The sequence below is a fragment of the Fibrobacter sp. UBA2449 genome, assembly GCF_002342555.1.
Classification (GTDB): Bacteria; Fibrobacterota; Fibrobacteria; order Fibrobacterales; family Fibrobacteraceae; genus Fibrobacter.
The window spans coordinates 56404-81034 of sequence record NZ_DDQF01000006.1; the positions used below are offsets into that span (position 1 = coordinate 56404).

19 protein-coding genes and 1 tRNA gene are annotated in these 24631 nt (G+C 55.0%); 5 read left to right on the top strand and 15 right to left on the bottom strand.

Going from position 1 to position 24631, the window contains the following annotated elements:
• Positions 1 to 122: 122 nt before the first annotated feature.
• Positions 123 to 893, top strand: coding sequence for a hypothetical protein (locus tag B4B27_RS03630; RefSeq protein ID WP_173366233.1), 771 nt, complete (start codon positions 123 to 125; stop codon positions 891 to 893).
• Between the two features lie 7 nt (positions 894 to 900).
• Here the strand turns inward: B4B27_RS03630 and B4B27_RS03635 are convergent, their stop codons facing one another.
• Complete coding sequence (locus B4B27_RS03635) at positions 901 to 1635, bottom strand: glutaminyl-peptide cyclotransferase (protein ID WP_290723757.1); 735 nt, start codon at positions 1633 to 1635, stop codon at positions 901 to 903.
• Between the two features lie 52 nt (positions 1636 to 1687).
• Here B4B27_RS03635 and B4B27_RS03640 point away from each other — a divergent pair, with 52 nt between their 5' ends.
• From B4B27_RS03640 to B4B27_RS03650, 3 genes are read left to right on the top strand one after another with little or no spacing between them, the layout of a single operon-like run.
• Positions 1688 to 2257 (top strand): DUF4416 family protein, encoded by a 570-nt coding sequence (locus B4B27_RS03640; protein ID WP_290723759.1) that lies wholly within the window; start codon positions 1688 to 1690, stop codon positions 2255 to 2257.
• 12 nt (positions 2258 to 2269) lie between these two features.
• Positions 2270 to 2641, top strand: coding sequence for a DMT family protein (locus B4B27_RS03645; RefSeq protein WP_290723761.1), 372 nt, complete (start codon positions 2270 to 2272; stop codon positions 2639 to 2641).
• A 13-nt stretch (positions 2642 to 2654) separates the two neighbouring features.
• Positions 2655 to 3410 (top strand): M23 family metallopeptidase, encoded by a 756-nt coding sequence (locus B4B27_RS03650; RefSeq protein ID WP_290723763.1) that lies wholly within the window; start codon positions 2655 to 2657, stop codon positions 3408 to 3410.
• Between the two features lie 11 nt (positions 3411 to 3421).
• Here B4B27_RS03650 and thiE read toward each other — a convergent pair whose 3' ends face one another.
• On the bottom strand, positions 3422 to 4054 hold the full coding sequence (gene thiE / locus B4B27_RS03655) for a thiamine phosphate synthase (protein WP_290723765.1): 633 nt from the start codon (positions 4052 to 4054) through the stop codon (positions 3422 to 3424).
• A gap of 143 nt (positions 4055 to 4197) precedes the next feature.
• On the opposite strand from thiE, the gene B4B27_RS03660 reads away from it, so the two are divergent.
• Positions 4198 to 5025, top strand: coding sequence for a type II secretion system protein (locus B4B27_RS03660; RefSeq protein WP_290723767.1), 828 nt, complete (start codon positions 4198 to 4200; stop codon positions 5023 to 5025).
• Between the two features lie 3 nt (positions 5026 to 5028).
• Here B4B27_RS03660 and thiH read toward each other — a convergent pair whose 3' ends face one another.
• The 13 genes from thiH to B4B27_RS03725 form a co-directional block, all read right to left on the bottom strand.
• Positions 5029 to 6297 carry a 2-iminoacetate synthase ThiH gene (gene thiH / locus B4B27_RS03665; RefSeq protein ID WP_290723769.1) on the bottom strand — a complete coding sequence of 423 codons (1269 nt, stop codon included), beginning with the start codon at positions 6295 to 6297 and terminating at the stop codon, positions 5029 to 5031.
• Positions 6298 to 6317: 20 nt separating this feature from the next.
• Positions 6318 to 6827 carry a hypothetical protein gene (locus B4B27_RS03670; protein WP_290723771.1) on the bottom strand — a complete coding sequence of 170 codons (510 nt, stop codon included), beginning with the start codon at positions 6825 to 6827 and terminating at the stop codon, positions 6318 to 6320.
• 46 nt (positions 6828 to 6873) lie between these two features.
• Positions 6874 to 9486: a DNA mismatch repair protein MutS gene (gene mutS, locus B4B27_RS03675; RefSeq protein ID WP_290723773.1), complete on the bottom strand. Its 2613-nt coding sequence runs from the start codon at positions 9484 to 9486 to the stop codon at positions 6874 to 6876.
• Complete coding sequence (gene scpB / locus B4B27_RS03680) at positions 9486 to 10193, bottom strand: SMC-Scp complex subunit ScpB (RefSeq protein WP_073113677.1); 708 nt, start codon at positions 10191 to 10193, stop codon at positions 9486 to 9488. The genes mutS and scpB overlap by 1 nt, the downstream gene beginning before the upstream one ends.
• A 538-nt stretch (positions 10194 to 10731) precedes the next feature.
• On the bottom strand, positions 10732 to 11973 hold the full coding sequence (locus B4B27_RS03685; protein ID WP_290723777.1) for an FISUMP domain-containing protein: 1242 nt from the start codon (positions 11971 to 11973) through the stop codon (positions 10732 to 10734).
• 29 nt (positions 11974 to 12002) lie between these two features.
• The gene (locus tag B4B27_RS03690; RefSeq protein ID WP_176495044.1) at positions 12003 to 12719 is read right to left on the bottom strand and encodes a nucleotidyl transferase AbiEii/AbiGii toxin family protein; all 717 of its coding nucleotides are present in this window, start codon (positions 12717 to 12719) and stop codon (positions 12003 to 12005) included.
• A gap of 297 nt (positions 12720 to 13016) precedes the next feature.
• The gene (locus tag B4B27_RS03695) at positions 13017 to 14435 is read right to left on the bottom strand and encodes an MBOAT family O-acyltransferase (protein WP_290723781.1); all 1419 of its coding nucleotides are present in this window, start codon (positions 14433 to 14435) and stop codon (positions 13017 to 13019) included.
• Between the two features lie 3 nt (positions 14436 to 14438).
• Entirely contained in the window at positions 14439 to 14840 is a 402-nt protein-coding gene (locus B4B27_RS03700; protein WP_073113672.1) for a hypothetical protein, read from the bottom strand.
• 114 nt (positions 14841 to 14954) lie between these two features.
• A tRNA-Asn gene (locus B4B27_RS03705) sits at positions 14955 to 15027 on the bottom strand.
• Positions 15028 to 15094: 67 nt separating this feature from the next.
• Positions 15095 to 15934, bottom strand: coding sequence for a deoxyribonuclease IV (locus B4B27_RS03710; protein ID WP_290723784.1), 840 nt, complete (start codon positions 15932 to 15934; stop codon positions 15095 to 15097).
• The gene (locus tag B4B27_RS03715; RefSeq protein ID WP_290723786.1) at positions 15931 to 19803 is read right to left on the bottom strand and encodes a hypothetical protein; all 3873 of its coding nucleotides are present in this window, start codon (positions 19801 to 19803) and stop codon (positions 15931 to 15933) included. Before B4B27_RS03715 ends, B4B27_RS03710 begins: the two co-directional genes overlap by 4 nt.
• Positions 19804 to 19925: 122 nt before the next feature.
• Positions 19926 to 22973 carry a right-handed parallel beta-helix repeat-containing protein gene (locus B4B27_RS03720; RefSeq protein WP_290723788.1) on the bottom strand — a complete coding sequence of 1016 codons (3048 nt, stop codon included), beginning with the start codon at positions 22971 to 22973 and terminating at the stop codon, positions 19926 to 19928.
• The gene (locus B4B27_RS03725) at positions 22973 to 24565 is read right to left on the bottom strand and encodes a FecR family protein (RefSeq protein ID WP_290723790.1); all 1593 of its coding nucleotides are present in this window, start codon (positions 24563 to 24565) and stop codon (positions 22973 to 22975) included. Before B4B27_RS03725 ends, B4B27_RS03720 begins: the two co-directional genes overlap by 1 nt.
• Between the last annotated feature and the right edge of the window lie 66 nt (positions 24566 to 24631).

The window sequence follows — 24631 nt, forward strand, 5'->3', positions numbered from 1 at the left end:
TCTCACAAGGGTATTCCGACCTGGAATACCCTTGCGTGTATTTCATCACTACATTATTCCCATTTGTCAATTTTTCAGCACTGCATTATCCGTTTTGTTCAGGCTCGCAGTATATTTAAGGCATGAGATTCTTCTATCTGACAGTCCTCGCATTCCTTATCGCGCTCAGCGGATGCACCATGCACCCGCCTTCAGCGTCTGGATTCATGGAATCGCTTGAACTATCACGCGAAGGCGAAAACAACAGGGTCTACACCGCGCGCCTCGAAAAAATCAACTTCAGCATGCAAGGCAACGAATGGGAAATCCCGCTCGGCCTCGAAACGACCAAGGGCTACGCCAACGGTTTCGTGACAGGCTGGGGTCTCCTCCCCTCTCCCTACTTCATGTTTGGCCAAGGCAACAAGTATTTCGCCTGGCGCACTTGGGTCTCGGCCATCTGGCTCGGAATTACCGTCGCACTGGTCTGCGAAACAGGAGCTTGCGACGACGATGGCGACAGCGACTCCTACAGCTACTACGACGACGAATATGACGACTACGACTATGTAGCAATCAATTCCCTTCTTGACGCATGGATGGAACTTTTTAGCGGCGGATTCTCGGTCATCGAGCAAATTCCCATCGGCGACTTTATCCGTATCGGCTTCGAGCAATACATCTGCCGTAACTTCTGGCTCAACCTCGGCTGGATCGACGACCAGCTCGACTTCGGCAACGTAGAAGTCGGCGTCGGCAGCTACGTGAGTTTCAGGCTAGGGGCACACAGGATATCCCTGGATGCACGCTACGGCATCCTCGACTTCAACCCCAAGAAGCCACGCCTCTCGATCGGCCTCAGCTACAGCAATTCCATTCTCTTTGGTTCTGCCCCGGCGACAGCGCCAAGGTAAATCTCGCCTACGGCTGGATTTTATAAATCTGCGGCCAGTATTTGCCCGTCACCCAAAGGAACTTACCGTCGAAGGCAATCCCGTTCAACACGTCTATGTTGCGGTGGTTCCGGTAGATTTCCTTCCACTTCTGCGTAAGGTCAAGGTATTTTTTGACCCTCCCGCTCGGCAAGTCGATTACTGCAATCAAGCCCGTCTGCCAGACATTTGCGTACAAAGTATTCCCGACAATTTCAAGTTCGTTTAGATTTTTCACGGGACGCCCTTCGTCGGTTACGCGGATGACGCCCACCACGTTGAAACTCCCGAGCGCAATTTGCAGAAGCTCTTCGGAACCGTTGCTCATGAGGAGCGCGTTTCGCCAATACGTGAGTCCCCAGCCTTCCGTCGGGATGCGGAACTCGCCCTTCGCACGGAACGGCTTGCGGTTATAGATGAACGCCTTCTTCGCTTTCCAGGTGAGGTAGAAGATGTCTTCGCCTACAGCGATCGAGCCTTCCCCGAAATAGCGGTCCGCAATCCGCGCCGAATCGAGAATTTTACCGTCGAGAGTCCGGCGGTAAAGTCCGGATTGCCCATATTGCCCTGTTGTTTCGACAATTTCCTTTCCGTCAAAGAAAATTCCCTGCGTAAAGTGCGTCGGTTCGTGCGACACGGAATCAAGTATTGCAGGCACCTCGCGCAGCGTCTCGGCAAGGGCGACTGACATAAGGGCAAACACGGTCAACAAACAAAAGCGCATATCTAAAAAATACTAAAAGCCGCGCTTTTCGCCTTTTACTAAATTGTAATTTATGGGCGAACTCAGGACTCCAGCCAAGGTCAAGATTGTCGTAGGTATCCTCGCAAGGGACACCTCCGCCGTCGAATCCGTCCGGGAAACCCTGGTTAAGCGCTTCGGCACCGAGGACCTGAACCTCGAACCGTTCCCCTTCACGTTTACCAACTACTATGTCGACGAAATCGGATCCTCGCCCGTCCGTGCCTTCTTCAGCTATGAGCCCCTCGTGGAACGCGAGACCATCGTCGACATCAAGCTTTGGTCAAACGAGGTGGAACTCGAAATCGCAAGGCAAAACGGAACGCCAGGGCTAAGACCCGTAAACCTCGACCCGGGCTACATGACCCTCGGCCAGTTTTTCCTTGCAACGACCAAGGACCAGCGCCAGCGCGTCTACATGCAGCGAGGCATTTTCGTGGAACCCACGCTCTACTTTCAGGACGGGCATTTCCATGCCTTCGAATGGACCTACCGCGACTACCAAAGCGAAAAATACATCCAATACCTGGAACAAGTCCGCGCCCGTCTCGCCTACCAGATGAGCACCGGAAAGCCTTATCGCCTTAGAACTTCATCCCACTAGATCTCAATTATTATGAAAGCAGGAATTCTCACAATCATCCTCCTCATCATCAGCAACGTCTTCATGACAGCCGCCTGGTACGGGAACCTCAAGCTCAAGGAAATGCACATCAGCACCGACTGGCCGCTTATCCTCGTGATTCTTGCCTCGTGGGGTATCGCCCTCATCGAATACTTCTTCATGATTCCCGCGAACAACATCGGCAGCAAGATTAACGGAGGTCCCTTCAACCTGATGCAGCTGAAGGTCATCCAGGAGGCCATTTCGCTTACGGTATTCACCGTCATCGCGACAACAGTCTTCAACAACGAAGCTTTGCACTGGAACCACATCGTCGCTTTCGCGCTCATCATCGGCGCCGTATTTTTCGCATTCCTCAAGTAAAAGGTTCATGGGAATGAGACTCTTTATTCTGGCATTTCTCTGCATCGCGGCGGCCCACGCGGCCGAAACCGCCGATACGAGCGCAGTCCAGGAAAGCAGCGCTTCAACTACGAACAAGGTAGCAGCCATCGCCGTCGACCGCGACTACCTCGACTTTTCGAACATGCTCATTCCCGTCACACACGAGGCGAGACTCGGCTCCCCCTATGGAATCCGCAACCACCGTCTGCACCGGGGTGTCGATGTCAAGATTATCCGCGACGAGCCTATCGTCGCCGCACTGCCCGGCGTGGTCATCATGTCCAAGTACAACCCCGGCGGCTACGGCCACTACGTACTGGTCCAGCACGACAACGACATCCAGACCCTCTACGGGCACCTCTCCAAGCGCGAAGTCAAGGTCGGCGACAAGCTGCTTCCCGGCGACATCGTCGGACTGGGAGGCAACTCCGGACGCTCTTCCGGAGCGCACCTCCATTTCGAAATCAGGTACGGGAACTACAACATCGACCCCGAAACCGTCATCGACTTTCCGCACTGGTCCCTGACAGAAGACGCAAGCCATATTTCCAAGAGCGATGTCATCACCGCACACCGCAAGATGCAGTGGCGCCTGAAGAAAGAAGAATACGTTGTCAAGAAGGGCGACACCCTCGAAAGCATCGCCGCATGGTTCAACATCTCGGTAAAGGCGTTGTGCCGCATCAACAACATCTCGCCAGAATCGCCGCTCAGGATCGGACAACGGCTTCGCGGCAGCGGCCAGTAATACAGCCCAAGTTATGCGTTCAGGTCCAAAAAGGCCTGTTTAAGTTCTCGGGTCGCAAGTTCCGGGTCGGCAGCCTTCATGATTGCGGAAACGACACAAATGCCAGCAATGCCGGAACCCTTGAGAACAAAGATGTTATCCTTGTTGAGACCACCAATCGCGTTCACAGGAACCGGGACAGCCTTCACGATTTCTTTGAGAGTTTCGACAGGAGTAATCACCGTTTTCACATGCGTCGTGGTCGGGTAAATCGCACCGCAGCCCAGGTAATCTGCACCCTGCTCATAAGCCTCGAGCGCCTGCGGGATAGTCTTTGTCGTCGCCCCTATGATCTTGTCCGGCCCCATGATTTTCCGGGCGATACCTACAGGCATATCGCTCTGCCCCACATGAACTCCCTCGGCACCAATAGCGAGGGCCACATCAACGCGGTCATCGATAATCAGCGGAATCCCGTATCGGGCCGTAATCTCGTGCGTTGCCACCGCCAAGTCCATATACTCGCGGGTAGACTTGTCCTTTTCTCGCAACTGGACGATGGTCGCCCCGCCCTTGCAGGCGGCCTCAACAACTGGCAAAAAACGCTCTTCGGGAACGCTCGTGCTGTCGGTAATGAAGTAGAGGGTCGTATCGAGGGTCTTCATGCTCCTAAAAATAGCAAAAACAGGCCTTATATTGTGATTTTGCTTAAATTTCGCCCAAAAATCAAAAAAATTTTGTTTACAGGGCTCCGAAAAAGTTATTTTCTTAATGTAAATGATTCATTATTTGCAAGGGATGTAGCACGATGCACATGCAAGCGCAAAATAAGGGTCGCAGGGGGTTTACCCTGATCGAAGTCATGGTGGTGACGATTGTCATGGGAATCTTGGCTGCAGTCGCCGTACCGAACATTTTCGGGCTTGTCGAGCGTTCCAAAGAAAAAATCGACCTGATGAAGCTGTTCTATCTGAGAGATGCGCTAAACAGGGCGCTGATTGAAGATGAAGGAGCTTTGTTCAATAGCGCATTTGTAAAGACCGGAGACAAGGCTCAAGAAAATCTCACCAAACTGAAAAATGCCCTGAAAAGTGAATCCGGCGTACAGTTGTTCATTGTAGAAGTGCGTCCGGACCTCCCCTCCAACGTGCAAGGAAAGCACTCCAGTGTCACTGCCAACTCGGAAATGAGTGCTTTGGTCGGGAGTAGTGGAACATGGTTCAACGCCCTAAAGGATTCCGGCTTTCATGGTGTCGCGGACATTCTTATTGCCAGAACTACTAAAGACGATTGGAAAAAGGACGGAGCAACTTTTTATTCCGTACCCTATAACAACAATTCGGATTATAGGACCTTCCCCAAGGAGCAGATGTTTATCAGCAAGGAATTGAACAAAGGGAAGTCCACAGGCTTGTCGGGAATTTCGTCGCAAGGCTCCAATAAAACAAATTACCGCTTGACGATGAGTGTCCAGTGGAGCGGACGCGACGAACACAGCCAGTCCGTGGAAGTCGCCCTGCTCCCAAATGGCGGCAAGCTAAGCACCAAAAGCGGACGCGGCAGCGCCCTCCTCACGGAGCACGGAGTCTGCTTCTCGACCTATGGCGATGCCGGTTGCGCTGATTACAAATACTAGCCGCTACACGTAAAGATAATCGTTCAAAACGGGCTGTAGACCTTCGCCCGAGATGTCGCCGTACATATCGTTGAAACTGCGGGAGTCGTTGATTTCGAACTGCTCGTCGCCGCCTTCCCCGTCGTCGTGACCGCTGTACTTGCTTTCGTGGTCGCCGATGCCCGTAGAAACGCCGGCGGAAACTTTCGTCGCACAGATTTTCACGATGCCGTTGCGGAATTCCTTGCTTTCGCGGCTCGAAACCGTGATGCCCACGTACGGCAAGAAGATACGGTAGGCGCAAAGCACCTGGCAAAGTTCCTTTTCGTGAACGTCCAGCGGGTCAATCTTGTCGTTGTTGATAATCGGGCGAAGTCTCGGGCAGCTTAAGCTCATCTCGGCATGCGGGTACTTCTTTTGCAGGTAATACACGTGCAGTGCCGAAGCCAGCGCATCGCGGCGGAAGTCCGAAAGGCCGAGGAGTGCGGAGAAAGCAACACCGCGCATGCCCGCCATGAGGGCGCGTTCCTGCGAGTCGAAGCGGTACGGGAATACGCGCTTGTGGCCCATCAGGTGAAGTTGTTCGAAACGCACCTTGTCGTATGTTTCCTGGAAAACAGTCACGTAGTCCACGCCGCATTCGTGCAGGTAGCGGTATTCATCCACGTTGACCGGGTAGACCTCCACGCCCACCATGCGGAAATACTTGCGTGCGAGCTTGCAGGCTTCACCGATGTATTCCACACTGCTTTTGGCGCGGCTTTCGCCCGTGAGAATCAAGATTTCTTCCATACCGCTGTCAGCAATCACCTTCATCTCGTGCTCGATCTGCTCCATGGTGAGCTGCATGCGCTTGATGTGGTTGTAGCAGTTGAACCCGCAATAGACGCAGTAGTTTTCGCAATAGTTCGCGATGTAGAGCGGTGTGAAGAAATAGACGTTGTTGCCGAAGTGCTTGCTCGTCTCGATTTTCGCCTTCGCAGCCATCTGCTCGAGATACGGGGCGGCCGCCGGAGAAAGGAGCGCCTTGAAATCTTCGAGCGTACAGCGTTCGTGTTCCAAAGCGCGCTTCACGTCTTTGCCGGTGTACTTACTGTAATCGTAGTTCTCGGATTCGGAGAGGACCTTGTCGGCAATGTCCGACTGGATAACTTCCATACCGGGCAGATAATCCATTATATTAGTACGGGAACTCGGATCGTTTTCAAGGCGGTGCTTCTTAGCGAGGGCCCCTTCCGAGAGATTCCCGGAATCGAACAAGTAATTGTTGTCTTTTCTTTCTTGATTTTCCATTTCAAAACACCATCCGAAACCTATTTCAATTCCAGATTCTTCAGCCACTGGCGCATGGTAAATACCGACACGCTTTCTTTCCGGGACTGTTTCGCAATCCTGCTCCCGAAACTGGTCGCCATCTTTTCGGGATCGAGCGGAATCCCTACCCTGCCCAGGTCGAGCCTGTCGGCATCGTAGCAGCAGTCTATGGTCGGGTCTCCGTTTTTCGGTTCGTGCGTGTGGAACTTGCAGGCATGGAAAAGCTTGTCGAAGCGCTCGTCTTCTATCTCAAAGAGCTTAGCCTCGCGGCATTCCTTCGCGAATTCGGCACCGCGTGCGCCGTGCTCAGGGTCGTGACCATCGTCAAAGCGCTTGCTGTCGTGGAATATGGCAAAGAGACGAACGACGTCGACATCCACGCCGGCAACGCGGCCAGCAAGCAGGAGCCCGTTGGCCTCCACCTGGTGCCAATGCTCGATGCCGTGAACGTCCGAAAGGTACGGACGGTTCGCGAAGGCATGTTCCATTATGGCAGCAAAGTCTATCATACTACATCGTCATCCCCGCGAAGGCGGGGATCTCCTTGCATAGCAGTTATTTCCCGTACGCTTCCTTCAGTTCCATCAAGCGCTGGAGCGCCTGCATCGGGGTCATTTCCTCGGGCTTGAGCCTGCGGATTTCGTCCTTCAGGAGCTGCGTGTTCTCGTCGGGCGGGGCGAACATGTCCAGCTGCGGGTGTTCCTTCTGCTTCTTCTTCACGGCGCCGTCGCTCGGGTCAATTTTCTCCTTCTCAAGCCGGAGAAGTATCTTCCTCGCCCTGCGGACAACGTTGTTCGGGAGGCCCGCCATCTCAGCCACATGGATACCATAACTAGAATCGCAGGCACCCGCCAGAATCTTGTGGAGGAACACCAGCTTGTCGCCCTTCTCCTGCACGGCCACCTGGAAGTTGCCCGCATGCTCGAGGCTTTCCACGAGCCCGGTGAGTTCGTGGTAGTGCGTCGCAAAGAGGGTCAGCGCCTGCCGTGCGGGCTCGTCGTGGAGGGTCTCCACAATCGCCCAGGCGATGGAAAGCCCGTCGAAGGTGCTCGTGCCGCGCCCGATTTCATCGAGCAGCACAAGGCTGTGCGGAGTCGCGTTCCGCAAGATATTTGCGGTTTCGATCATCTCGACCATGAAGGTGCTGAGCCCGCGACTCAGGCGGTCACTCGCCCCCACGCGGGTGAATATGCGGTCCACTACCCCAATGCGGGCAGATTCCGCCGGCACAAAGCAGCCGATTTGCGCCATCAATACGATGAGCCCGGTCTGGCGCAGGTAAGTCGACTTACCCGCCATGTTCGGGCCCGTGATGAGCATCAGGCGCGTGCCATCGGGCGAAAGCGAAACATCGTTCGGGATAAAGTCCAAATCCGGGTTCACGGCGACAATCACCGGATGGAAACCGCCGCGGATTTCTATACCCGAGCCCTCGAAAACCTCGGGACAAGCGTAATTGTACTTGCGGGCCGCCCGCGCGAAACTGTAGAGCGTATCGACCTTCGCCACCGCGTCGGCAATCTCCTGGAGTTCAGCGCGCCAGCCGTCCACGCGGTCGCGCAGGCTGCAGAATATGCGGTATTCCAGCTCGTGGATGTTCACCTCGGCGTTGCTGATGATGGATTCGCATTCCTTCATCTCGGGCGTAATGTAGCGTTCGCCGTTCACCGTCGTCTGCTTGCGGATATATTCCTCGGGGATGGGGCTTGTCGCCTTCGCCATCTGCGCCTTGGTAATCTCGATGTAGTAGCCGAACACGCGGTTGTAACCGACCTTCAGGCTCGGGATTCCGAGGCGTTCGCGCTCGCGGCCTTCCAGCGAGGCAATCCATTCGCGTTTTTCCTTGATGTCGGCATTCATCGCGTCGAGTTCCGCATTCGCGCCCGGGCGAATCATCCCGCCCTCGCGCACCGTGAGAGGCAAGTCCTCGTTGAATTGCGCCAACAGTTCCTCGCCGCGGCCGCGCGCGTGTTCAAGCGTCTCGCGCAGGCCTTCAAAAATCGGGGCCCGCAGACCCTCGAGCACGTCGGCCACCTTCGACGCCTGCGAAAGCGAACGCCCCATGCCCGCAAGGTCGCGCGCGTTGGCACGCCCACTCCCCACGCGCCCCATCAGGCGTTCCATGTCGAGGATGCTCGTGAGCGATTCCTTCAGTTCGTCAAGCGCCACCGGGTTCTGTACCAGTTCGGCGACAGCCTCCTCGCGTTCCTGGATGCGCAAAACAGAAATCAGCGGGTGGCTCACCCAGTCCTTGAGCGTGCGCCCGCCCATCGCGGTCACCGTGTGGTCCAGCACCGAACAGAGCGTGCTCGAGTAGTCGTCCGCATTCAGCGGGCGCGTAAGTTCCAGGTTCCTGAGCGTACTCGGGTCGAGCGTCATGTAGTCGTCGAGATTCAAGATCTCGAGCGTCGTAAAGTGCGAAAGTTCGGACTTCTTCTGGTCCATCAGGTAGGCCATCAGGGCACCCGCGACTTCCGTCTCGCATTCGCGGCCATCGAGCCCGAGGCCCACCAGCGATTCCACCTTGAAGTGGCTAAACAGAACGTCGCGGCTCTGCTCCTCCCCGAACATGAATTCGGGAATCTGCGTCACCAGCACGTTGTCGGCCTTGACCATGTCCATGATGCTCGAGGGAATCTCGACACCCTCGGGCACCACGATTTCCTTGGGCATGCGGCGGCTGAACTCGCACTCGAAAGCCTGCACGCTGCTCCTGCACACGGCGAGGTAGCCCGTCGTCACGTCGGCGACGGCAAACGCGGCATCGTTACCCGCGGGCACGTAGGCAAACAGGTAGTTCGCCTCCTTCGCGTTCAGGTTCGACTCGTCCATCGCGGTGCCGGCACTGATAATCTCCACGATATCGCGCTTCACGATACCCTTCGCAAGCTTCGGGTCTTCCACCTGCTCGCAAATCGCGATGCGGTAACCCGCCGCCACCATCTTCGGCACGTAGCGGTCTGCGGCATGGTGCGGGAACCCGCACAAGGGTGTCGCACCCGAGGCGCCGTTGTTGCGGCTCGTGAGCGTAAGTCCAAGAATCTTGGATGCTATGACGGCGTCGTCCTCGAACAGTTCGAAGAAGTCGCCCATGCGGAAAAATAAAATGCAGCCAGGGTTCTGTTTCTTGATCTCGTAATACTGCTGCATCAACGGGGTGACAGCCATTACAGGTCTCCCATCGAAAGTTCAATCTGTTCCGGGTTATCTTCCGGAGGCACAGGTTCCGTAGGTTCGGATTCCTGCTTGGCGTACTGCGGCACGAGCGTGCCCGCTTCCAGGAGTTCACTGAACTCGCGCAGGCGCGGCAGGTCCTCGGGAATGCGGTTGATGCCGAAATACTTCATGAATTCCTGGGTCGTCACGTATGTATAGGGGTTGCCGACAGTCTCGGCGCGCGCGCCCAATGCAATAAAGCCCTTGTCGAGCAGGTTCCTGATCGGGCCATCTACAGAAGACACACCGCGCACCTGCTCGATGGCTGCCTTCGTGATGGGCTGCTGGTAGGCAATCACCGCGAGGGTCTCGAGTGCGGCCTGGCTCAGGCGGCGCGCATTCGCCTCGGGGAACAGCTTGCGCACCCACGGGTAGTACTTCGCACGCGTGCGGAAACGGTAGCCGCCCGCCTGTTCCACAATCTCGAACGGAGAATTAATCTTGTTCAGCGAATCGTTCGCAGCAATGAGCGCATCCGACACGGTACGGGCATCCAGAAAGTCGCCCAGAATCTCGCGCAACTTCTTGAGCGTCACAATGTCGGGCGACGCGAACACGATAGCCTGGATAATGCGGGCAAGGTCTTCGCTGCTTTCCACTTTCGGAAGTTCTTCTTCGACTTCCTCGGCCTCTTCTACATTCTGCGGGTTTTCACTCATATTCGGTAAGATAGTAAAAAAACACGCCGGATTTTCATTTTCTCGGGCGTTCCCGCCCATATATGTGCGGTCGGGCTATATTTTAGGGGCAATCCGTGGCGTTCCGTCCCCGGATCGCCTCCTAAAACGGCGCCACAGCGCCGCCCCAAGGGGTCACTATCCCTAACGCATTGTTTACTTTATCTGTAAACGCAGGTTTCCATCTCAAAACGTCATCCTGAGCGTAGCGAAGGATCCAGCCCCCAAATGTCATCCTGAGCGAAACGAAGTGGAGTCGAAGGATCCAGACCTGCTTCTTGATAGTTAGTTTGCTTCGAGGGACATTTCGCACGCAAACACATTCACTTCGTTCGAGTGTTTGCTTAGCAAAACGCCCTCTCTCCGCAAAGAAACACGAGTGTGTCTCCGGAGCAAGACTGTTTATCGCAGGAACGTTTCGAAGCGGGTACTGCGAAAGCCTCGTGGCTGTTAGACACTTCGGCTTTCGCGAATTGCGGGTCCGCATTAAACTGCAGGAAGATGCTCTGAAAATTTGTGGTTATTCTTCTAGCTTAGTACAGCGGACGGAGAAACCATGCAATTTAGAGGCCCTACTTTCGATAAGATAATCCAAATGAGCATCAGCAGCATCTGCTGCTGCTTTCGTATCAGGATTAGCAGCATCTTCCACTGGATAATACCAATATGTCCCTTCATTTATACCAGAAAGACTACGATCCCAAACATATCCGGCTCCGACGAGGGAATAGCCGCTATAGTTATAGCCACCGAATCTTATGGCCCGAACGTCTTCGATTCCATGCTTATTGTTGTCCGCATGGAGCACAACATAAAAATCGTCCCGAGTCAAAAGCCGCCAGCCATCCGGACAAATTCCCTGGTGGTTAGGCTGGATCAAATCGGCGCAGCTTTCGGTATTGCAGCGGCTCGGCAGCTGCATCATCTCGGCCCACTGGTAGAGGCCACCGTAGCGGTCGCAATTTGTGGTATCCCTATCGTAGCAGTAACGCTCGATTAACGTATCGTTTGCCTGATCTTTTGTAATACCAACCATCTTGCCGATATTGAGGTTTTCTGCCATTACGGTCACAGAAGCGGCCTCGCCTTTTTTGTTTTTCCCGTTTATCGTAATGTAGTAGTAGCTTCGACCATTGCGTTCATCAACAAAGGTCTTGTAATCGCTCTCTTTAATACGCATCGCATCACCCAAATCAGCCATATGGTCATACGGGACATAGCCGCTGCTACTGGGAACACTTGAACTCGACTGCGGAGTGACGCTGGAGGAGGAGTTCACACTACTGCTGGACGCAACATCCTTACTGGAAGACGAAACAACAGAACTACTAGATTTTACACTCGATGAAGACGACTCCGCAGAACTACTGCTGGAAGATTTTTCGCTCGAACTAGAAGCAATCTTGTCACTAGACGAACTTTCCACTTTTTCGCTTGACGACGATTCGTCTTTTTCCTCACTAGAAGAGGATTTCGCGCTGCTGCTCGTCATGGCGGACTCCGATCCGCCATCTCCCTGCTCCTTACTCGAACTGCTGCTCTTGTCATTCTGGAGGCTCGAAGAGCCGATAGAATCCATAGAACTGCTACTGGATGACGATGTCGTCTCATCGCAGTCTTCGCAAATGGACGAAGATGAATCCTCGTCACGCGGGGCGAAACTGCTGTCGTCATCGCCGCATGCCGCGAGGAATATGCCGAGAACAATCGACATGGAGACATTTCGGCTCCACTTCGCTACGTTCATGACACGTTCATTCATTTTCTCACTCCTTGTCTTTTCGGATGGAACTACCCAACCAGGCTATTGAGTTTCATGCTAAGCATGTCACTTGCAATTATGTCAATATCGCGCTTAAAATCGGCATATGTCAGTTTGCATTTCCATTTGATATTATCAAATGCAGTCTGCGTTATCCCCTGCATTATTTGAGAGACGTCCAACGGCTCTACACCTAATTCCTTTTCACGGACTTCTTCAAAAATTTGACTCCATTCAAATTTTTCATTCAAGCATATTCGATGGATATCCACGATGTCTTTTGCCGACATCCTAAAAATTGCAGTAACTTTGTTCGATAGTATATTCCGGACGGAATCAGTTCTATAGAACAGCGCAGTATCGCATATTTCGCCATAGTGGGCAGCAACGTCATTTACAAAATCAAGTTTCAACCCCATCTGATAATCAGGATGTTTCAGAACGAGAGTCCTGAAATCCGGCGACTTGACAAAACCCGTTTCAGTACTCCAACTATACCCTTCTTCTTTAAGGGCTTTCAAAACAATATCAACATATTGATTAAAAGCGCTGTCGCTGTTGACAAAGAAATCCAAATCATCCGAATAACGGTGGTGATAATATGCCCGGCTAAGGGCGGTTCCACCGGTCAGATACAAAGGTACGTCTGAGTTTTTCACAATACTCAGAACCCCATCTTGGAGCTTGTACAGGTTCTCCTCGTAGAATTCCGAATGCGAAATCGTATTTTTGTCTGAAGTCGCCATTGCGAAGCCCCCTTCGTACCTTTTCCGTATAAAGTTTGGCACAATTTTCAGCCCCATTCCACAACACAATCAGGTTGTGCCAAGGCACGCGTTCAAGAGTCCTCAAAAACAGGGATTCTCGCGAAAAATCACCAACCGAGGAAACGTCTCCTTCCACCAAAGGGAGGAGTTCTTCGGCCTTCACGCTGGAATCCCAGCAGAGGGGTTCAAGAATGCTGATTTTCGATACAGGCTGAACCATGACGATAATATAATATTTTTTTCGGACATCAATCCGACAAAGCACAAAACATCCCGCTAGAACTGGAAATAAAGGAACGGGTTGTAGCTCTGGGTAAAGAGCGCGAGCGTCGCAAGCACAAAGAGTCCGAGCGCGACGGCGGCCTTCCAGGGCTTCACCTCGTTGCACCAGTCGAAACTGCGGAATTTCCAGAACGAAAGCAGGGCCGCCACCGCCATGAACACGATGCACGTGGGCGTGAAGATTTCGGCCGTAAGGATGGCGTCGGCGCCGCTCACCGGCATGAGTCCGAGCATCGCCTTCCACATGCGCCACGCCTCGCCAATGCTATCGGCACGGAACAGCACCCAGCCGAACAGCACAATCACTTGCGTAATGAGAATCTGCACCACGCGGGGCGCCTTGTAGTAGAGCGCATTCTTGTTGTTTGCACGTTCCACAATCATGAAGAAGGCATGGAAAAGGCCCCAGCAAACGAACGTCCAGTTCGCGCCGTGCCACACGCCGCTCAGGAACATGACCATGAACAAATTAAAATACAGGCGTTTCTTGCCCACGCGGTTTCCACCGAGGGCGATGTAGAGGTAATCGCGGAACCAACTCGTGAGCGAAATGTGCCACTTTTTCCAGAAATCCGTGATGCTCACCGCGCGGTAAGGGCCGTTGAAGTTGCGCGGGAAATGGAACCCGAGCATCAGGCCGAGGCCAATCGCCATGTTGCTGTACGCCGAAAAATCGAAGTAAATCTGGAACATGTACGCAAGGCTACCCCACCACGTATTGAGCACGCCCGGAGCGTCCGCAGCAAACACGCGGTCGGCGATGATACCCACCTGGTTCGCAAGGAAAATCTTCTCCGCAAAGCCGAAACTGAAGAACATGATGCCGCGAACGAAGTTCTCGAGCGTGTGCGTGCGTGTCGCAAGTTCCTCGGCCACCGTATTGTAACGCACGATCGGGCCCGCCACGAGCTGCGGGAACAGCGCCACGTAGCAGGCGAACGTCACGAAGTCCTTGACCGGAGGGGCCGTGCCACGCCACACGTCAATCGCGTAGCTCATGGACTGGAACGTATAGAACGAGATACCCACCGGCAACAGCACAGTCATCACCGAGAAAGGCTCGCAGCCGAGCTTTGCCACCACATCGTTGATGACGCCCATGCCGAACATATAGTACTTGAAGAACCCGAGCGCGCCGAGGTTCACGACAATCGCCGCAAGGAGCGCCAGGTTACGCTGCCGCTTGCTAGCGCCAGGCGCAGAGATGAACCGCCCGCTCACGTAAACCACGAGCGTCGAGCCGAACATCAGGAATACGAGCCACGGTTCGAGCCAGCCGTAAAAGATGTAACTGAAAATCGTGATGAAGAAGTTCAGGCCGGAATGCTTGACCCCGGCACGGAACAGCACGAAATACCCGACCAAAAAAGTCGGCAAAAAGTAGAACAGGAAAATCTGGGAAGAGAAGACCACAGCCTACTCGTTCACTTCAATCGCGAGATAGCGCGGGGATTCGTCGTCAAAATACTCGTCTTCCACGGCGCCGTCCCAGTTGCCCTCGAGCGGCACAATCTTGAGCGTGTGCTTGGCCTTCGCCTTGAACTCGCCCACGTTGCCCTTGCTCTTGTCGGCCATCTTGTCCTTGACCTTGCCGCGGGCGATAAGCGGGTTGTACACGCCCACGAGGATTTCCTTCGCGTCGAGCTTGCCAGAGACCACCTTCTGCACCTTGTACTTGAACACGTACACGTAGCTGTAGAGGTCGTTGCTCGGCATCTTGCCCGGGATTTCGGTCAGGCGGGCTTCGACAGTGACGGGGTCAGCCGCGAGCGTGAAGGCAGCCGCAGCGAGAATAGCGATAAAAAACTTCTTGAACATAGGATGAAATATACAAAAAGGAGGGCCGCGACTAAACCAGGGAAGACAAGAATGATAGCGGGGATGACAAGAAAAGAAAACAAAGAACCCCGCTCTTTCGAACGGGGTTCTAAGCTGCTTCACTTGGACTCGAACCAAGGACAACGCGATTAACAGTCGCGGGCTCTACCAACTGAGCTATGAAGCATCGTCTGTTAGACGCCCCCAAATATAGATTTTACTCGTCCGTTGTCAAGGGGATTTTTTGGAAAAAATCATAAATTTTTGCGTTTTTTACGCATAAGGGCGATTTCGGCGGCATAACCGGGGAGTTCGTTCGGGGTTTCGAGGTAGAAAGGCAGGTCGCGGAGCGCCGGATGGTTCACCACGCGCACCAGCGCATCCAGCCCGATAAAGCCAGCACCGATGACCTCGTGGCGGTCCTTGTGGCTTGCCAGCGGGTTCTTGCTGTCGTTCAGGTGCACCGCACGCAGCCTCCCTAGCCCGATAACCTTGTCGAACTGTTCCAGCACCCAGTCCAGGCGGTTCACGATATCGTAGCCGCCATCATGCACGTGGCAGGTATCGAGGCATACCCCGACCTTGTCCGAGAGTTCCACCCGGTCGATAATCGCGCGCAATTCCTCGAAGGTACGGCCAACCTCGCTCCCCTTCCCCGCCATCGTCTCGAGGAGCACAAGCGTCTTCAGGTCCGGGCGCAGAATCGCGTTCAGGTGTTCCGCAATCAGTTCGATGCCCCTTTCGGCCCCCTGCTTCACGTGGCTCCCGGGGTGGAAGTTGTACATCGCTCCCGGAAAGTGGTCCATGCGCCACAGGTCATCCTTCATCACGTCGCGGGCATAGTCGCGCAACCCCGGGTCCGCCGCACACGGGTTCAGCGTGTAGGGTGCATGCGCAAGCGCGGGCCCGAACTTGTTTTCGCGCATCAGGTCCACTAGCGCCGCCGCGTCTTGCTTATCGAAAGGCTTCGCGGCACCGCCGCGCGGGTTGCGGGTAAAAAACTGGAATACGTTGGCCCCTATGGAGAGGGCATCCTCGCCCATCGCCTTGAAGCCTGCAGCACTAGAAAGATGACAACCGATATAGAACGTCACAAACGAATCCTCATGGAGCGGGTTTCGCTTCCGGCCTTGACCATCAGCACGAACACGCCGCCACGACCGAAAACGGAAAGGGAGAGGCTGTTCATGCCCGGCTGCACCTTGCCAAACGCACGCGACAGCATACGGCCCTGCAAGTCGAGTAGGCGAACCTCGGACCTAGACCCGGCAAGTGTTCCCGGAGCTTCGAAAGCGACGTCCAGACTACCAGCAGACCGCACGAAGCGGATTTTCCCGATAGAGCTTGCGGCAACGGCGGGCAACGCCGACTTCGGGACAACACGGAATTCGGCTTTAGCCACCCTGGAAGAAAGTTCCAGCTTCACCGGATGGCCCGCTGCGCACACGCGCTCCATGCCATCAACAACAAGTACCGCGCTATAGCCCATCGCTTCAAGTTCTGCCAGGCCTTCCACGCCGAGCAACGCCGATTGCGGTTTCGCCGACGAAACCGCGAGCGTCCAAGAGACGCTCCCGCCGGCAGGCATGGCCGATGCAGCCCGAACACTCTTCGCAAGTGCACGCGTGCTGTCATTCCCACCCGAAATAGAAAGGTTAACCCCCGGCGCCATCCCTGCCGGCGGCTCGGCGACATCCACGCTACGGCTACCGACCCCGACAACATTCCAGGCATCCTCGCTGCCGTCCTCGCCCTTCAGCGTCAAGCGCACGCTCCACGAACCGCGAGCCGCCTTCCGGAGCGACTTTTCGAGCGAGACAACCGCCACATGCTCGACATGTCCGTAAGTCGCCACGGGCTCCTTGCCGAATACCGGCTCCGTCGACACCGCCCGGACGCTTTCGCTATCGCTATGGACCCAGAACGCGCCAAACGGAGGCAACACGGAAACAGGGTCATAGTCACGCTTATCCGCATTCCACACCCACAGGGGGCTTTCCGCGCCCTCCGCATTCTCAAAATCGGAAGCATCGCCGGTCGAAAGCGCCCACGGATAAGGGTTCGCGACCATGTTCCAGCCGTAGAATTCATGTTCCAACTTCCAACGCAGGGAATCTGCAACGGAATCCGGAGCCTTCATCGGAAGCTCGAGTTCCGACTTCGAATAGGCCCAGAAGCCATCGACCGCCTCCACGGCATCATCCAGCGCATACGGCACATACTGCCAGTAATCGCAGACCTTCGCGCGCTCGTCCCAACGGTAGGCCGTCAGGCCGGCCACACCCTTCACGGAGTCCTTCTCGACAGAACCGAGCGCCACCATCGTCCAGGAATTCGCCATCAGGGTTACGCCGCCCGCAACATTCCATTCCGTCGTCTCGAAGGTGTTCGTATCGAGCGTGACGACCGCCCTGTAGTTCCCCTTCGGAATATCCCGGAAGACGAAAATGTCGAGGGAATCTTCCGGAGTCCTCACGACAAGCGTATCGACAACGGCGGAATCCGCCCCATTGACAAGCGAAAGCTTCATCACGACAGGCGACGGAGTCTCGTTGCGGATGCGGATATCGACCTTCGCAATATTGCCCGATGCGTAGACCTCGATGGATTCGCAGCGCACAACCTGGATCAATGTATCAAGCGCATCGGTTTCTTCGGGAACCACTTCAACTGTGTCGACGCCACCGTCATACGCATCAAACTTCGGGAGCGACACAAGCCACGGAAGGCCATCGTTCCTGTTTTCGTCCCATTCCCAAACCGGGGCTTCACGTTCTTCGGCCCCATTCAGCACATCCCTGAAAATAGCAGAATCCATTACGACCAGGACCTTCTCTCCGCGATATTGCAGGATAAATTCATCCGAAGGCTCCGTAGCAACCACCTCGATCAGTTTCTGCTTTACCTGTGACGCTTCCCGCGCACGTCCCGTAAAATCGACCGCATAGACCGCGTTGACATAGGCACGCTTGTTTGCCGCAGCCGTCACGCCGAAAATCAAGGGCTGACGCTGGCACTTGAAACCATCCAGGTCGAAACCGCCACGATAATAGGCGTCCTGCATCAGGAAATCCGCATTCTTCACCGTGCTGTCGTCACGGCCGAGAATACCCGCCAGATTCATGTATTCCTGCCCCGTCGTGAGCAGCGTATCGCGAAGCACCATGGCTCCTCTAGCGAACACCTCCCGAATCTTGACAGAAGGAACCCTGCCAACATTTCCAACCAGGCCCCCGATGGCAAAAGATCCCGTATCAGCCGGCTGGAAGCGGACATCCATCAACGTATCGCGCTTGCCGACCGCATACGAGCGCTCAATAACGAGGGAATCCGCAGTATCCGTCTCCCCGAGCAGGCCGCCTAAAGAAAGACGCCCGGGAACACTCGTCGCCATCACCCTACCCGCGAAGAAAGAGGAATCCACCAGCAGGAATCCCTTGGAAGCAAACCCCACGAGACCTCCCGCCTTCCACGCCGTCACCGTATCGATAGACGACCTCTGCACCGCAAGTTGCAGGCTCCCGGAATACGACGAAGACCTCACGGCCAGTTTCGCATTCTCGGAAAAACCGACCAGACCTCCCAAGTACAAGGGGGACCGGGCATCATAAAGCTGGTTATGCATCTGCATCCCGATTTTTCCCGATGCCTGCACATTCCTGATTCCGACCGCCAGGGCATCCATGCGGCCGACGAGGCTTCCCGCCGCACCGCTGAAGGTGAAACCGCGCATTTCCGGAGCGGATTTGACATTTTCGATAACGGCAGAGAAGTATCCCGATTCGCTGTGGATGTCGCCTACGAATCCGCCCGCATAGATGCGCTGCACGTGGTTCGCAAATCCGAAGTCCATTTTTCCGTCATACCCGACATTCATAACCGATACCAGCGGGCGCGCCTTCTCGTCGTCAACAAAGGCATTGCCCAGGATACCGCCCACGTCCAGGAACGGAACAAGCAGGCTATCGGTGCCTATATCCACATTGACCGAGCCGCCGTTTACCCAGAAGGTATCGGAATTGACAGCCTTCCATTGCCCGACAAGGCCGCCCACATAAAATACGGTTGCAAAGAAATGGTCCGTATCGAACAGTGTCGAAGAAGACGCCTTGATGCGTCCGTTCACTACCGCATCCGCGGCAAGGAATCCGCCGGACGCAATCTTCCCCGCGACGCCTCCTATATTCACGGCTTCCGTATTCGCATCGAAATCCCCGGCGATAGAAATATCCACATTAAGCGTATCCATGACAAACTGGGTCATGTTGTTCGCCATGCCGACAACGCCACCGAACAGGGCCGTATTGGCATCCACCTCACCGTCAATGCGCCCCTGCTCCATCGAAAGCGAAATGCTCGAGAGCATCACCGTAAGCGAATCCTGTACATAGCCGAGGAGACCGCCCACCGCCTTCTTCGAGCTGCTGTTCACAACAAAATCGCGAACCACGACATTGGAAAGGACCGCCTTACCCCTCTCGGGTCCCTCTTCGGGCGGCGAAACGATACCGACAAGGCCTCCCGCAAACGACGACGCGGAATCGACATTCACCCGGACATTCTCGAACAGCACGTTTTCGAGACGCAGGTTTCCATCGACGCGGCCGGCAAGCAAGCCAAAATACTTTGCGCCCTTGGCATCCGCACGGATATTCCTGAACCTCAAGTTTCGCACAACCAGCTCATGTTCAGCCACATTGAACATGCCGTAGGAATCGGCCATCGCCGTATTTTCCATGCAGATATTGGATATCGTGTGCACCTCGTCGCCCTTAAGGATAAAGGAGCCCGCAAAGTTGACCGCATCGAACGCAGGGACGCACCCCGAATCCGGAGCGGACTCGTCAAATTCGATATCCGAAGTGACGGTTACCTGAAGCGTGTCGTATTCTGCACACAGCACTTTACATTCCAGAATCTCCAGATTAAGCATCCACCAATCATCCGCGGAAGCAACATTCATGTCGCACCGTTTCCCAGATTCGGAACAAACCGTCGCAGCACACCATCCGTTAACGGCAAAAAACGAAAGTATCAGAAACAACAAAAAACGATTCATACCACACATCTCATTGCGCAAAAAAATCAGAACGCATAATTCACCGTCGCCGTGCCGTAGAGGTCAAAGTATTCATCCGAAAGCAGGTCCGGGCGATGGCTGTAGAGCGCCCCGATTGTCCACGAGGATGTCAAGTTCTTCAAGTGCGTAAACCCGAGCGTCAGGGAACCGCCCACATCCATTTCTACTTCGCGCACATGGGCAGAACCCTCGTCGCGGTTCAGGAACTCCTGGCGGAACAAGCCCGTCAGCGACAGGTCCATAAACTTATCCACAATCGGCATCTGCAGGCTTTCCGCGATGCGCCATTCGAAATCGTCCATATTGTCGCGTTCATAGACCTTATAGCGCGGCACCACCGAGAGGCGGTTGCGCACCTTGCCCACAGCAGTCAGGAGCGAAACAGGATAGCTCTGTTCAAAATAGTCGCCACCATGGAAGTAATAGCCGAGAATTCCGAAAGTCTCGTCGCTAAAATTGAAATCGGAGATTAGTTTATCCTGTTCGAATCCAGAATAATCCCGCCGAATGCACCACACTCCACCGACATTCAAGGTGTTGTAGGGTAGCGAGAGGCTAAGGCCCAAGTTAAACGTGTGCTTCGCGATGTTCTCTTCGAACTGCGTCGCCAGGTAAGGCTTTTGGGCAAGTGCATAGTATTTCACCCACCGTGCGGAATCCACCTTCAGCGTATCGTCGCCATCGACGACATCAATGGTCGCCCCGCCGCGTTTCGCAAACCACAGGTCGGAGTAGATTCCCGATGCCGCAGAATAATTCGCATAGAGCCTCTGGTCCGTACTTCTCGTCCTATAGTTGAAGGCATAGCCCGCAACGATTTTCAACCGGCCCGCCACATCAAAATTATTCGCGATTTTCGCGGTATGATCGTAAAGCGTTCGGCTATCATCCTGCTCATGCTTTTTAAGCCAGTCGTCGTCCGCGCCAGGCAAGAGGCCAAGAGCACTCCCTTCCGCAAAGCCGAACACGTTGTAATCTTCCCCATGCGCCGCATTTTCAATTTCAAGCTTGTACTCGGCATTCAGTTTCCAGAAATCCATCACTTTCTGGTTCAACGACACAAACCACTCGCGGGAGTTCTGCAGCAAGTCGGGAGAGCCCGCACTAAAGTAATCTGGGCCAACGAACCGCATGTGGGCATCGACAACCGTATTTTTGAACGCCCAGTGCATGGACGCGAGCCACGCAAAATTCTCGCCGTTCCAATTCTTGATATCGGCATGCGAATCCTCGTCGTCCTTGTAACCAGACAACACGCGTTTCGCGCGTTCCAGGTACGCCTTGAGAGCAGAACGCATCTCCGCCTCGGTCATCATCGCGTTTTCGCCAAAGATTTCTTCCAGTTCGCCACGCGAAAGCAGTTCCACAAGCGTCTGGTTGTTCATGAGCCTGCGGAGCTTCGCATAGTTCGACACGTCAAGCCCGGCATCGGAAAACACCTTGTTCACAGCGCGCTGCATCAGGACTCCCGACGTGTCGGCACCGCCAACTGCAAACTGCGCATTCAACGTCAAGTCGCCCGGGAACATCTTCCATTCCGCATCGGCAAAGAAGGCCCTCGACGATGTCGCCGGCACCGCCGTATTCACGTTAGCGCTGGAACCGTCTCGCAGAAGCGGATCTTCGAGTTCATCCTTGTTCCCGATAAAGCCAAACGTCGCATTGAACCTCCGATTCAGATTCCAACGGACTTTCCCGCCCACAATGAGCTGCTGCGGCTCCGCCTCGCCATCCTCGATGTAGTCCTTGTAGACATCCTTGTTGCGCTCGCCCACGAGTTTCGGAGCGCGCGTCTCGCCACCAAAAGCGCTCAGCATGAACATCGGAATCCCGGCAGAATTGCGCAACAGGTTGAAGTCATAGCTCGCACCCAGCAGGTCGATTCCCGCAAGGTAGGTTTCCCCACCCAGGAGGTACATGTCGCCAAGCGCAATCCGCTGCAGGCTGTCCCGGTAAACGGCAAGGACATTCTCGGGGTTGAAATAGTTCCAGCGGTCCATCGAAAGGTTCGTAGACATTTCAAACAGCTTTCCGTCCGTCGATCGCACCTGCATATAGGCATTTGCGTTTGCAAAGAGCCCCGGCACCTGGAAGAGATTCGGATATTCGTCGCCGTTCTCGTCTTTCTCCGTCCAGACCGCATGATAGCCTAGCGTCATTGCAACGTTTCCGCTCATCGCCCATTGGACTGGGGCTGCCGATTCCGCATGGTGGCTCTTCGAATAGGCTTCCGCTTCTGGATTCTCGGGTGCATCGGGAAGATTCTTCATCACCATTGCGAAATCCTGGGAAAAGTCGCTGTCGTTACCGCTTACCGCATTCTTGAGCTCATCCGAAGGACTGTCGCTCTGCACAAGACCGACCTGGTTTCCCTCGATACTGAGCCTGCTAAAATTCAGGCTGTTCCAGTCCTGCGACACCAGGCCGACCTCGTTACCGCTGATGTTCGACTGGTCGAATTTGAGTTTCGCGCCTTCCTGCAAGACTGCACCAAACTTGTTTCCAAACAGCGAAGCTCCTTCGATTTCGGCCTTCACCCCCGAAGCAAGCCAAAGCGCAACGCCCGCATTGTAATTGAAAGCGCCACCGTTCACCTGCACGGAAGCATCCTTCGCAAAAAAACCGACCCGCCCCGCATTCAAGATATCCACTTCGCTCATGGAAACCGAGCCGCGCTCCACCGCAAGTCCGATTTCCGCACCGTCGATTTGCAGGTACGAAAGGTTCGCCTTGTGATTGCCCGTCACCGAGATTCCGTTCCAGGAGCCACCGTCGACACCGCGGAACACGACCGGGCTATCGGCCTTGCCCATCACCGAAAGCGAACCGCCACGCACATCGAGCCCAGCCCCCTGCCTGAATTCAATCACAGCGCCCGCCTCGACCACGAGTCCCTTGCCCTCGCCCACGACTATCGTCTCGCTTACCGTATAGGGCGACTTGTCCACCGTCAGGAATCCGGAGGTTTCCCCCTTCAACTCCGAAGGCGCAGCAACCGCAAAGACGGATGCCGCAAAGGCAATAACTCTAACAAACCAACTTCCGAACGACATTAGCGAACCTCGAACCGCTTAACCGCCTTGGCCTTGAATCCGCTCTTATGAATCACTTCGATATCGAACTTGTTCTTTGCTCCACGGACAAGCTCGACGGGAATGTCGTAATCCAGCGACTGGATTTGCGACAGGGTCTCCTGCAAGATGACCTTGCCGTTCTGGCGCACCGTTACCCTGTAAAGGAACTGCGGGTCGTTCTCCGGGTTCTTGATCTTGAACTGGAGCGTCTTGCCGATGCGGTCCGCGATTCCCATCGGAGGAGGGGGCACCAGCAGATTCTCGTTCGGTTCTCCGAACACTTCGACAACAAAACGCTGCACCGGATAGCAGCCCATCGATTTCTTTGCCGTAGCGACATTCTTCGCAAGGTCCGTCGCCGTATAGACGTATTCGTGAACGCCAGGGACAAGCTTGACAGTCTTCTGACCATTCTTGGACAACGTCTCTTCCGAAGTCGCAGAGCCGTCCACCGAGAGCGCAAGGAGGGCCTCATCGCCCTGCATTCCGCCAACCGAGAGCTGCGCCTTGCACGCAACGGAATCATACGAGACGAACTGAATCTGCGGAGCCACCTGGTTCACGCCCGCACACGAAGCATTCACGCCGACCGCGACCTTCTTCGTATCCTTGGCCTTCGCCGAAGTAAACACGACCTGTGCCTCGGTCTCGGTCCAGAGTCCATTCGCATCGTTCACGGGAATATTCTGCACAAATGCATGCGGAGCGCCATCCGCCACCGCCACAAGATTAGACGACGTAAAGGTCTTGCCAAGTTTAACCACGAGCTTCGCGTTCGGGTCGGCCGTGCGGTAGTTTCCACTGACGGTAAGGCCAGCCTCGCACACTTCTGCACTCTCCGCATCCAGCGTGAATCCGTTCTCGGGCAAACTTTCCACCGCGGCCTTCTTCATCTCTTCCTGCACAGAAGCATCCGCCGCCTTCACATCCTTCACCATCTCGTCGAGCGCCTTGCCCGACTTCATGATTGCCACGAGGCGGCGCGCCAGTTTCGGGTTACCCGAAGAAGCTAGCTTGAGCGTCACGAGCGAATCCTTTCCGAAAATCGTCTCGCCCGCACCGATAGAAGATGCCGGACCGTCCTCGCCCGTTTGCACATCCAGCTTACCCGTCGAAAGACTCGCAAAAAAATTCTCGCCGCCACCCACGAAGCCATCCGTTCCACGAATGGATGCCGTGTGAACCCCCGTCTTGAAGCGGAACTTGGACTGTTTCTTCTGCTTCTTGATGGCGAACTTGACGAAGCCGTCTTCCACGTTCAGACGCGTATCGAAGGAGCCCTTGCCGTCGGGTTCCAAGAGGCGTTCAATTTCGACTTCCGCATTCTCCGCGATAGACACGGTACTCCCGTCCGGAAGCCCGAAGATAATTTCGGACTCGGCTCCCGTGCGGAGACGGTCAGTCTGGAAAATGGAAGCCCCCACGACAAGCGGAGACCACTTGACTTGCTTTGCCTTCTGCCTCTCGCATTCGCCAAGGGCGGCGCGCACCTTGCCCGCAACAGATGCAGAGAAGGCCAGAGAGGGGATTAGAAAGAGGACCGGAAGCAGGCGGAACGGAGAAGTTTTCATAAGACTCCTTTTGGGGCGTTCGACTTGTTAAAAATAAACCTTTTTTTGCAAAAAAGCACATGCCGC